Below are 12,009 nucleotides of genomic sequence, written 5' to 3'. Positions count from 1 at the left end.
TCATAACTACCCAATCACACCTACCGGTTTTTGCCATTTTTATAACAATATCCCACAACTGATTTTTATGTTTGAACTAATCCGCCAACCATGGCCCTGGTACGTTTCGGGCTTTGCCATTGCCGCCATTATGATTTTATTACTCTATTTTGGAAGGTCCTTCGGATTTTCTTCCAACCTGCGGACAATTTGCTCTATGGCCGGGGCTGGCAGTAAGGCAGACCTGTTTGACTTTGACTGGAAAGGTGAAAGCTGGAATCTTTTATTCCTGGCAGGATCAATCCTTGGTGGCTACATCGTCTCGTTATGGCTTAGCAGCCCAGGCCCGCTTCAATTGTCTGAGGCAACTATTACCGATTTACGCAAGCTGGGCATCCGCTTTGATGGGCGTATGAATCCTGACCAGCTGTTTGGTGATCATATCCTATCGTCGCCCAAAACAGTTCTGCTCCTTTTAGTTGGCGGTATCCTGGTCGGATTCGGTTCCAGATATGCGGGTGGATGTACATCAGGTCACGCAATCAGTGGGTTATCAAATCTTCAACTTCCGTCCCTCATAGCTGTGGTTGGTTTTTTCATCGGCGGGCTTGCTATGACCCACCTTATTTTCCCTTTTCTGTTTTGAGTTATGAAAGCTTTAAAATTTATAGTTACCGGTCTGTTCTTTGGCATAGTAATGGCTAAATCAGAGGCTGTCTCCTGGTACCGTATCCAGGAAATGTTCCGCTTTCAGTCATTTCATATGTTCGGCATTATTGGTACAGCTCTCCTGGTTGGTGTGGTTGCTGTTTTTATGATCAAACATTATCACATAAAAGATTTTAGCGGGAACCCCATTTTATTTCAGGACAAGACCGCAAGCTGGCCACGGTATCTTTTAGGGGGCATTATTTTTGGTTTGGGATGGGCGTTGACCGGCGCTTGTCCGGGACCTATGTTCGTAAACCTGGGGTATGGGTACTGGTCGATGCTGATTGTAATATCGGGAGCACTGGCAGGAACATTTATCTATGGTCTGGTCAGGCGTTGGTTACCTCACTAGTTCTTTTAAATTAAAAGGTTCAACATTTTTGAAATTCATAAAATAGTATCATGAAAATCCATCAATTTGAAGATCAATATCTTTCGCATTACAGCTACGCCATTTTAAGCGAATGTGAGAGCAAAATAGTACTGATCGATCCAGCCCGGAATCCTCAGCCATATTATGATTTTGCTGCACAGAATGGCGCTGACATCATTGCAGTAATAGAAACCCATTCACACGCCGATTTCGTCAGCAGTCACGTAGAAATCAGTCAGGCAACAAAAGCACCGATCTACGCAAGTGCACACACAGGAGCAAGCTATGACCATATTCCTTTCGATGAAGGCAGTTCGCTTTCATTTGGAAAGATTGTGCTGAAACCCTTGAATACACCCGGGCACTCCGAGGATAGTATTTCAATTGTGTTGGAGCACCATGGCATTGCCAAGGCCATTTTTAGTGGTGATACGCTTTTTATCGGGGATTGCGGTCGTCCGGATCTGAGGGAATCGGACAGTGATGCCAGCAGTCAACGGGAGAAACTGGCAGCGAAGATGTACGATTCTCTGCGCGAAAAGATTCTCCCCCTGGACGACGCTGTTGTGCTTTATCCTGCCCATGGCGCAGGGACACTTTGTGGTAAAGCACTCAGCGATGCAAACAGCAGCACGATCGGGCAGCAGAGACTTACAAACTGGTCATTGCAAGAGATGACCAAAGAGGATTTCGTTCAGAAACTGACGACAGACCAACCATTTATCCCCGCCTATTTTCCCTTCGATGTTGCACTGAACAAAAAAGGTGCCGCACATTTCAGACCTGGTGTCGAAAGTGTCAAAAGAATTGACTTATCGTCCGAGCAGCAAGGTAGCCTCGCAGACGGCGTTCTGATCGTAGATACCCGTGATGAACAAGTTTATAAAAAAGGCCATTTGCCCAATTCAGTCAACATCATGGACGGAAAAAAGTTTGAGACCTGGCTGGGAAGCATCATTGGGCCAAAAGAAACATTCTACCTAACCGGCGACTCCTGGCGGGTTTTAGAAAGGCTCATAGTTCGGACGGCCTCCATCGGATACGAACCAGCCATCAAATCAGCTTTTCTGGCGGGGCCTGCGCGGCTGCAAACACCACTTCTGGATCAAATACATTTCCGCCAGAACCAGCACGAGTATACTATTATTGATGTGAGAAATCCCTCAGAAGCCATCGAAGATAAAATTTTTGAAAGCAGCATTTCTGTTCCTCTTGCCGAAATACGTGAAAAAATAGGGAACATCCCTTTTGACAAACCAATCGCGGTTCATTGCGCCTCAGGGTACCGAAGCGCAATCGGAAGCTCATTAATCGCTGCATTACTTAATAGTCAGGTACAGGTTTTTGATATTGGTGATTTTGTGAAAGAATTTAGTAAACAACCAACAGTATCGTAAGTCATATGAAGGAAAGTCCAGCCAACGATCATAAAAAAAATGCAGGAGATCACCTTGCCAATGAGAGGACCTTTCTGGCGTGGGTCCGCACGAGCATCGGTATTATGGGGTTTGGTTTCGTTGTGGTCAAGTTCTCTTTATTTGTCCGGCAAATTGCAGCCGCGTTAGGAAGCAAACCCCAGATTCATTCTACGGGATATTCGCCTGTTATCGGCGTGTTGCTGGTTAGCCTTGGTGCCTTAACGACGCTGTTCTCCTATATTCGGTATACTAATACAAAAAAACAGTTGGAGCAGGGGCAATACTATCAGTCCTCCCTTTTGATCAAATGGATGACGGCAGTGATCTTTTTGGCCAGCATACTGCTCATTATTTATCTGATTAAGACAACCTGACGATGGAAAAGACACTTCAAAACCATTGGGATAACACTTATTTATTCAAGGGGCCTGACCAGTTGAGCTGGTCGCAAAACCTGCCTGAGCCCTCACTTTCGCTGATAAAGTCCACTGGAATCAAAACAACAGATGCAATCATTGATATCGGAGGCGGGGATGCCACATTGATTGAAAAACTATTAGACGAAGGTTTTTCGGATTTGACCGTTCTGGATATTTCCAGTGCGGCCATTGAAAGGGCGAGAAAACGACTCGGGGAACGGGCCGAAAAGATAAAATGGACCATATGTAACGTCCTGAATTTTGTCCCGGACCGTCCTTATGCGCTGTGGCATGACCGGGCAACTTTTCATTTTTTAACAGAATCCCAGGATATCGAAAAGTACAAGCATATCGTCAGCGAGTTTGTGGTCAGGGATTTGATCATCGGCACCTTCTTAGAGGACGGGCCTACAATGTGCAGCGGATTGCCGGTAAAAAGATATGATGAAAAAACATTGGAATCACTATTCGATGATAATTTTCAGCCACAAGAGCGTGTACTTTCAGATCATATTACGCCATTTGGCACGGTACAGAATTTTCGTTTCATGCATTTTTCAAAACGAAGTTTGTAAAATAGCACATTCTTATTTTTCTATGCCAACGCTTCCCTTCTATGAATTTTGATTTTCGCCTGCGTGTTTTTCATACGGTTGCCAAACGGCTAAACTTTACAAAAGCGGCCGATGCGCTTTTTATTACCCAACCCGCCATCACAAAACATATTCGAGAACTTGAAGCCCAGCTAAAAACAAAAGTTTTCGACCGGAACGGCACGAAAATCAAGCTTACGCGTGCAGGTGAACTCTTGCTTGCACGTACCGAGCAGATCTTTGAGATTTACCGAGCACTTGAATTTGAGATCAACGCGCTGAACAACGAAAATAGCGGCACGCTCAGGATCGGGGCCAGTACAACTGTTGCTCAGTATGTGCTGCCATCATTGCTAGCGGGTTTCCACAACCGGTTTCCTGAGATCGAGCTTTCATTAGTGATCAAAAATACAGATCAGATCCAACTGGCCTTAACTGAAAAACAAATCGATATGGGCATCATCGAAGGAAGGTCCCGTGATCCTAAAATACATTACGATCCCTTCCTGAAAGATGAAATTGTTCTGGTAACAAATGCCAGGAGCCCTATTGCAAAAAATGGTACGATCACTCTGGCTCAGCTGGCAGGTATTCCTGTTATCCTTAGAGAACCAGGCTCAGGCACTCTGGAGGTAATTGCATACGCGCTCAAAGAGCAGGGTATATCACTCTCAGACCTGAACAAACAGATGGAGCTGGCTGGGACCGAGAGCATCAAAGGATATATTCAGAATGCACCCTGCGCCGGATTTCTTTCCATCCACTCGATTATAGATGAATTATCGCACAATCAATGCCGTGTGATAGATATAGATAATTTTTCTATCGAAAGAACCTTTCACTTTGCTACGCTCCAAGGCCAGCAGGACGGCCTGGCTGAACTATTTATGAATTTCGCCAGGCATTACAAAAAGTAATCAAGTATCAATCAAATTTGTACGAATAGGTAATTTTAAATTACCTGAGGTTATCAAAGATTACTTTTTATGATTTCCACGGCAACTGCTTCCGCCTCATCTTTGTAATGGCAATAGGCCAAAAACTTAACCATTTCAAAGATGAAAACGACCCATGAACTTCCGCTAAACGTAACACTCTTCGAAACAATTTTAAGGCTTTGTGTGATGATGTGGCTGCCTTTCCTGCTGTATTTTCCAGGGCTGGGGTAAACTAAAGAAAGGGAGAAAAACCGTCACGACTTTCGTGTAGCAATTTCATTTGTAAGTAGCCCGGAATAATGAATTCTAAGGCGTTAGATTCAAATCCATGATCGAGCTCAAATCAAACGTTTTATAATCCTTACCATCGGAGAAGTCGTATTCTCCCACCAGGTTAATATGTGCCCAGCTATGGGTAGAAGTTGCAAGGATTTTTTTCAACAGGATCTGCCTGTCTTGTTCGGACTCCACAGCTACCAGTTTTTCAGATAACAACAACAGATTATAAGTGTTCACCGCATTTGCTATCAACCTTTTACATCCTTCCGCTGTCAGTTGTTCTTTTCTGGTAGCCCAGATCAATTCCTGGTTGTTGCCTACGGTAATGGCCTTGGAAAAGTTATTACTGTTCTCAATTTTCGAAAGTGAGCCAGACACCGATTTTCGGATTAATTCATCATCCATGTATTGATAAATGTATACTGTTTTGTAGAGCCTTCCCAAATCTTTGAGGGCTTTGTAAAGCGGGTGTTGTTTAGAATAGGAATTTAAACGTCTAAACAACGTTGATGCCTTAGCGTAACCCAACTTGATAGTACAAACAAGTCTTAGAATTTCATCCCAATAATTTTCCAGGTGAACCAAGTTAACTTTAAGACCGGGAACAATTTTATAATTCAGTTCACGGTATGTCCTGGCTTCATCAATTGAATACAGCTGCTGGTGATGAAACCTTGCGAACCTTGGACGAAATTCAATACCCAAAAGACCTGTTACTGCGAATACGGGTTCACTGAACCCATGCGTGTCTGTTGAATGCGCATTTGGGATGATCACCTCATTGTGGGTCAAACCATCCAAAACATAATGTGATTCGGGTTCAGCTGCACTAAATACTGTTGAGTAAAATAACTGTCCAGCTTCGTCCAGAAAGGAATACATGGTCACACCCCTTCCATTACCGAAGTATTTAAATGACGGAGAAGCTACCAATGAAGCAACGGAAACATCAAACTTTTGGCCGTCACTGGAAGTATGAATAAAGTCAGCATCTTTTCTAAAATGCTCGGTAAGTGGTAAAGAGTTGCTAAATGCAAGTACTTTATCATTTGCCTGTAATACTGTCTCTGGCGAAAAATACTGGAGTGCCGTTGTCTCCAAAGAACTTGTACGTATTCCTTTTGACATGAAAGAGAATTTCCGGATACCGATATTGCAACCAAAGCCAAGAATCGCTGCAAAAAACAGTTTTTCTTCCGGACGTTTGGGTATGTGATCAATTCCACTATGAATAAATGTAGATATAAAGCCAGTCGCATTCTGGACGGTTGAGAGCACTTCCACCAATGGAATTACATATTCTTGTGGGTAGAGCGATTCCAGATCAACGACTTCTTCTAATCGTTTATCTTTCATCAGGTGCCAGTCACCAGCCGGATCAAAGTATACTTGTTTGTTGCTTCCTTTTTCTATACGCTCATTTGTCAATTTTATCTGGGCATTCAACTTTTCATTTAATTTGAGGAGAGTTTTTCGGGAATCTGCAAAAGCTGTTAATCCAGCTTGTTCCATGAGCTTTTCCTTTTCTTTGTTCCAAACCGTTGCCGGTATTTGATACTCATCAAAACTACGGTAATCATAGGATGAATCGATTGGAAGTACTCCGGATTTGATACTATCCCTGATTTCCTGAAACAGGAATACTTTATATAAACCTGTCCTTAATTTTCCTTCCGTAGTCAATACCCGCTGCTGTTGTTCCATTCCTAAAAAATCAGTTGGTACAGCTGCGCGTGAAATAATAGAACCATTTTTTTCCTGGTAGTACCGGACCGCAGAAAGGATATCTTTTCCTGATGAAGTCGAACTAGGGATCAATGCTTTTACGATATCACTGACTTTACCATTCAATTTCGATGCATTTTTTTCAAGTATCTGATAGAAATCCTCCCGGTCATTTATTTTTTGGTTGGCTTCCTTTAATGCTTTAAGGCGCTTCTGGTCTTCTTGTAAGAGTTTTTGAGATAGCCGTTTGTTTTTAAAAAGCTGTTCAATCAATGTAACTTTGGATAAGGCTTCTATTGTAGTGTCAGCAATAATTTGTTCAATGGCACCCAAAACATCAATGTGCGTGCTGCTCCGGTGGGCAACGCTGCTAACCAGTTGCGCAGTCTGCATCCTGTTTTGATAAAGCTGCTGCTTAACCAGGTTCTCACAGCCATTGACATAATTGGTGACCGCACTATTCAAAGTCAGGATAAGTGCATCTCCCAGCATATAATACTGGTGGATAATGAATGAAATCAAAAGAAGATAGCGGTTAGTGCTACGTGTAGCTATTTGCGTTACCTGATTATTGATAACGTATTCTGCGTAAAATTGAACAGTGGTGTCAGATAATTTTAAGCGTTTCACTATGGGTAATAGCTGCAAATACATGATCTTCAAACTTTCAAAGTTGGTTACTCGCTCACGAATCTGTTTGGTTTCCATGGATTGCGAGATCCGCTTAAAGAATGTAATCTCATATCGTTTTACTTTCAAATGCTTCCTGCTGTCCTGCTGATAAGAAGTGTGTTCGACAAGAAGCTGCTCTAAAAGCAAAATATCGGCGGTAGTCAGGTACTTATTTAAAATAGATTCTAGATTTTGCTCGAAACTGGTAAGCGCTTTGTCTAAAATCGTTTTCAGGCTTTGATATGTTGGAATTTCGATATGGTGTGATTGGAGAAAATCTACCATACCTTCAAATATCAGATATGGCCTGGTCTGTACATGGGCTAGTCTCTTTGTTTCTTCAATCAATGTTTCAGTCGAAGATTTGTCAAAAGGTGCAAAACCGAAATATCCCAGAATATCTTCCCGGTGCCTCAGAGATGTCCGTCCTTCATATTTTTCCATTTGTACAGCGTTGACATCAACAGAAATTCTTGCTGCTACAAAATCTACATCACTTTGGTGAAAACGGTTCGATCCAAAAAAACGGCTGACTACCCGGAAGTATCCTACCTGTAATAGAAAACCAACTTTGTTGGAAGGTGTTTGTAAAGTCTTGACATATTCAGCTGCCCACTGAGGGGCTTCTAAGAAAATTATTTTCTGGTCAACACTTAAAACAGGTGGATTGTCAAATCGTTGCCGTGCTTCGGAAGTCAGGTATTCTTTTCTTGGCATGAGACGATTTGTTTGTATAAAAAAACGTTGCTCAAAATGTACAACCTTGTCATGCTCATAAAGAGTAAGGAATGACCGAAAACCGGGTGAATTTTATCAATTTAGTAAAATAAACTTGTATACCAATCTAAGTACATTAAATTTGACCTATCACATGGATTAAAGTAGACAAAAAGTGAAAATTGGATATGCACGGGTATCGACCCAGGATCAAAATTTGGAAATGCAATTGGATGCTTTGCAAAATGCCGGGTGTGAAAAAGTATTCCAGGAAAAAGCTTCCGGAATAAAATCCGACAGGCCACAGCTGGCCGCCATGCAGCAGATCCTACGGGAGGGTGATGTCATCTACATTTATAAACTTGACCGGCTGGGGCGTTCTTTAAAACATTTGATTGAAATGACTTCTGATTTTGAGAAACGGGGAATCGGCCTGGTTTCCATTAATGATCATATCGATACAACTACTGCCCAAGGCAGGCTGATCTTTAATATTTTTGCCTCACTGGCAGAATTTGAAAGAGACCTGATCAGGGAGCGAACAAAATCTGGATTGGAAGCCGCCCGTGCTCGTGGACGGAAAGGAGGACGTAGCCGTGGCCTTTCAAAAGAGGCTGAAAAAAAGGCGATGCTTGCGCAAACGTTATATAATGAACGTAAGTTAGGAGTAAACGAAATTGCTGCCGACCTAGAAATTTCTAAAATGACACTTTATAAGTACCTGAGACACCGAGGGATTCAAATCAACGGAAAATAATCTATCATTCCAATATCTGTAAGTTTAACTTCTGTTGGGGAATGTTTCAACGTTTTATATTAAATCACTAATACTTTCAGCAACTTTTACCATTATGAGTACAATAAACTTGAAATCATTTAGACAATTCTTCCAATCCAGTTCAACCGGAGGGATTATCTTAATCGCATGCGTATTTATTTCTTTACTGATAGCAAACACAGGAGTAGGTCCTTACTTCGAAGACATCCTTTCCTATCAGGTAGGCATGAATTTCAGTAATGTTCACCTTAAGTATTCCATTTCTCTATGGATTAATGACGGATTGATGGCCATATTTTTCCTACTGGTCGGACTTGAAATTAAAAGAGAACTCATTGAAGGCGAATTATCCTCAATAAAAAAAGCGGCTCTCCCTATTTTTGCTGCCCTTGGAGGCGTCTTAGCTCCGGCGATTATCTATTATATGATCAATACTGGAACAAATACTGCAAGTGGATGGGGGATTCCCATGGCAACAGATATTGCTTTCGCTTTGGCAATTCTATCTCTGCTAGGCAATAAGGTTCCGACTTCTTTAAAAATATTCCTCTCTGCCTTGGCTATTGTTGATGATCTGATGGCTATTTTAGTAATAGCTATTTTCTATTCATCAGAACTTCATTATACGTATCTTCTTTATGCTGGTGGCATTTTTATTTTTCTTCTTATTATCAATAAATTAGGTGTAAAGAACCTGGTTGCCTATCTTGTTCCTGGCTTGTTTATCTGGTACTTTATTCACCATTCCGGAGTGCATGCTACCATTGCCGGCTTATTTACGTCCTTTTCCTTTCCTACCACCCGTGATGATAAGTAATCACCACTCGAATTGATTTAAAAAATCATAGCAAACCCAGTCAACTTTATTATTATGCCGTTGTTCGCACTGGCCAATACCAATATAAAATTTGAAGCGGGCATGATGGAAGGCCTTACTACCGTACTTGGCATGGGTATTATTTTAGGATTATTGATCGGCAAGCCATTAGGGATAACCTTGTTTTCATGGATCATTGTAAAGATAGGGGCTGCAAAACTGCCTAGTGGTGCTAACTGGAAGCATATTTTTGGTGTGGGAATACTTGGGGGGATTGGATTTACCATGTCTATTTTTATTGCCCTGCTCTCATTTGAAGGGGAACACTTGATTCTTTCCGAAGCAAAATTCTCGATCCTTACCGCTTCGGTTTTGGCAGGATGCATAGGTTTCTTTTTTCTTAGTCAGTTATCAAAAAATAGTGCCCCTAACTTTTCAAAGCAGAAATGAATTACAACTTAAAATAATGCAATTTAATATATTGTCAATTTTTATACTATAACTAGTACACATGCGATCGTATATACTAATTTTGGCTCTTTATCAAAATGTTAAATCACGTATCATCAAAAAATGCAAATCGAACCATTATGAAAAGGATCATCAAATTGGGATTAGGTTTTGTAACAGTACTCGGGACAGCAAATGTATTTGCACAACATGCGCCGGGTCTGGACGAACTTGTCTCGGCAGCACTTCAAAAAGACCATGGTCTGGCTGTGAAGCAGCTGGATATAGACCTGACCCATATAGATCAACGTAAATTAGCAGAAACATACCTTCCGCATCTGGACTTGTCAGGTAAATACGCCTTTCTGGCTTCGGGAATAAATCTGGATGCACCCGCAAACGTGGTGCCTGAGCTGGGTATCGCTCTGCCGGCGGTGGATGGATCGTTCACCAACCGGGCGAATCTGATTACTGGCGGCCTGAAAGCGGAAATGATTTTGTACTCTGGAGGAAAAGTCCCTGCGCTTAAGAAGGCGTTGAGTGAAAAGCAGAAAGCGCAAACCGCTTTGCTGGAAACAGACAGACAACAGATTATAGCAGATGTAAGTACGGCTTATGACCAGCTTGCCTTACTAAAACAGGTGAAAAAAGTACTCACCGAAAGCAGCAAAAGACTTGAAGTGAATACTGCAATTGCCGACAAGGCCTTTGAATACGGACTGATCACAAAATTTGAACACCAGAAAATAGATGTAAGCAAAGCGCAACTGGATGCTAAACAGCAACAGTACGAAGGAAAGCGCACCATGCTGATACAACTTCTTCATAAATACACCGGTATTGAAACGCAAAGATTGGAACTAATTGACCATGATCTGAGCCCATTTTATAGAAGTCAACCCGATGCAGGTATTCATGGACGGGCAGAACTCGCTGCACTGGACGCAGGCATTATGGCTCAGCAATATAAAATTGAAGCTGCAAAGAGCTGGTGGAAGCCTAAAGTGGCAGCGTCTACCTCCCTTGGTTATTTAAACCTGTATGGTATTCAGTTGAAAGCGAAAGAGCCTTTCCCGACAGGAAATACGATGGCGCTAAAAACGAACAAACTGGAGCTGCTCCCGAACTTTAATGTAGGCGTTGGCTTCAAATGGGATTTATTCGACGGGAATAAAGGAAAAAGAGAAGTACAGCAATCTAAAATTGAGCTGCAGAAAACAAGGTTGGAAAAAGAGGAGGCAGTTGAGAAACTGGAACTTAATCTGATTCGCCAGAAAACTGAACTGGCACAAGCTGAGGCTGAGATGAGCGCCCGCGATAAACAGCAACGAGTTGCTTTTGACGCGCTTACACAGGCTGGTAAAGAATTTAAGACAGGTTTAATTAAAACGTCGGATCTGGTTGGTGCTGAGACAGATTACCAGAATGCTGCCCTGGATTATTTACAGGCAGTATTCAACCAGAGACGTGCAGGTGTTGAGCTTCTTAAAGCGACGGGAAGCCTTACAACAGATGCTGTGAAATAAGATATCAAACCAAAAAAATTAGAAAGCATGAATACGAAGTCCATATTGCCCTATACACTTATAGTTAGCATGTTACTTGCCGGTGCAGGCTGTTCAGAAAAAACGGAGAAACCTGTTGAAGGAAAAGTAAAAAGAGAGACACTGGCATTTGCTCCAAAAGTTACGGGAAGAATCTTGAAAATATATGTTCAGGAAGGGGATTTGGTTCAAAAAGGTGATACACTCGCCATGCTGGATGTTCCTGAAGTGAATGCCAAATTGGCTCAGGCCAAAGGAGCGGTAAAAGCCACCGGAGCGCAGCGGTCATTGGCGCGCAATGGTGCCACAGAAAATCAGATCAAACAGTTACGGGCCAAACAGGCAGGTATTAAAGAACAATATCATTTTGCTGAAAAATCCTTTAGCAGAGCCAAGGCCATGTTCGCAGATAGTATGATGACACCCCAGGCCTACGACGAAATGGTAGCCAAGTTTCAGGGAGCGCGCGCTCAGCTTGATGCGGTGGATGCTGAACTGGCAGAGGCATTGAGAGGTGTAAGAACAGAAACACAAACTGCCTCGCAAGGCCAGGCCGATCAAGCTTTGGGTGTATTGCAGGAAGTAGAAGTCGCTTA

Annotated in this window: 10 protein-coding genes and 1 pseudogene; 10 read left to right on the top strand and 1 reads right to left on the bottom strand. The window is 42.3% G+C overall.

Annotated features, from left to right (window positions below):
• Positions 1–67 precede the first annotated feature (67 nt).
• Genes ACTIE6_RS25090 through ACTIE6_RS25065 form a run of 6 tightly spaced genes read left to right on the top strand, consistent with a single transcriptional unit; the run spans position 68 to position 4,410 of the window.
• Positions 68–625, top strand: coding sequence for a YeeE/YedE family protein (locus ACTIE6_RS25090; RefSeq protein ID WP_439559228.1), 558 nt, complete (start codon positions 68–70; stop codon positions 623–625).
• Positions 626–628: 3 nt separating this feature from the next.
• A complete protein-coding gene (locus ACTIE6_RS25085; RefSeq protein WP_439559227.1) occupies positions 629–1,042 on the top strand; it encodes a DUF6691 family protein in 414 nt (137 codons plus the stop codon).
• A 50-nt stretch (positions 1,043–1,092) separates the two neighbouring features.
• Positions 1,093–2,460 carry an MBL fold metallo-hydrolase gene (locus tag ACTIE6_RS25080; RefSeq protein ID WP_439559226.1) on the top strand — a complete coding sequence of 456 codons (1,368 nt, stop codon included), beginning with the start codon at positions 1,093–1,095 and terminating at the stop codon, positions 2,458–2,460.
• Between the two features lie 5 nt (positions 2,461–2,465).
• Positions 2,466–2,855, top strand: coding sequence for a YidH family protein (locus ACTIE6_RS25075; RefSeq protein ID WP_439559225.1), 390 nt, complete (start codon positions 2,466–2,468; stop codon positions 2,853–2,855).
• A 2-nt stretch (positions 2,856–2,857) separates the two neighbouring features.
• Positions 2,858–3,475: a class I SAM-dependent methyltransferase gene (locus tag ACTIE6_RS25070; protein ID WP_439559224.1), complete on the top strand. Its 618-nt coding sequence runs from the start codon at positions 2,858–2,860 to the stop codon at positions 3,473–3,475.
• A 41-nt stretch (positions 3,476–3,516) separates the two neighbouring features.
• Entirely contained in the window at positions 3,517–4,410 is an 894-nt protein-coding gene (locus tag ACTIE6_RS25065) for a LysR family transcriptional regulator (protein WP_439559223.1), read from the top strand.
• Between the two features lie 327 nt (positions 4,411–4,737).
• Here the strand turns inward: ACTIE6_RS25065 and ACTIE6_RS25060 are convergent, their stop codons facing one another.
• Positions 4,738–7,824, bottom strand: coding sequence for a Tn3 family transposase (locus ACTIE6_RS25060; RefSeq protein ID WP_139011927.1), 3,087 nt, complete (start codon positions 7,822–7,824; stop codon positions 4,738–4,740).
• 175 nt (positions 7,825–7,999) lie between these two features.
• On the opposite strand from ACTIE6_RS25060, the gene ACTIE6_RS25055 reads away from it, so the two are divergent.
• From ACTIE6_RS25055 to ACTIE6_RS25040, 4 genes and pseudogenes are all read left to right on the top strand, one after another.
• Entirely contained in the window at positions 8,000–8,581 is a 582-nt protein-coding gene (locus tag ACTIE6_RS25055) for a recombinase family protein (protein WP_139011928.1), read from the top strand.
• Positions 8,582–8,675: 94 nt separating this feature from the next.
• Positions 8,676–9,869 (top strand): annotated as a pseudogene (gene nhaA / locus ACTIE6_RS25050) (Na+/H+ antiporter NhaA).
• A gap of 98 nt (positions 9,870–9,967) precedes the next feature.
• On the top strand, positions 9,968–11,395 hold the full coding sequence (locus ACTIE6_RS25045; RefSeq protein WP_439559222.1) for a TolC family protein: 1,428 nt from the start codon (positions 9,968–9,970) through the stop codon (positions 11,393–11,395).
• A 27-nt stretch (positions 11,396–11,422) separates the two neighbouring features.
• Positions 11,423–12,009, top strand: a 587-nt coding sequence (locus ACTIE6_RS25040; protein ID WP_439559221.1) for an HlyD family secretion protein, incomplete at its 3' end; no start/stop codon positions are given.

Origin of the sequence: Dyadobacter sp. (genome assembly GCF_051859145.1) — a bacterium.
GTDB lineage: Bacteria > Bacteroidota > Bacteroidia > Cytophagales > Spirosomataceae > Dyadobacter.
The sequence above is the reverse complement of the archived record's forward strand: the minus strand, read 5'-3'. Positions and strand labels throughout refer to the sequence as shown.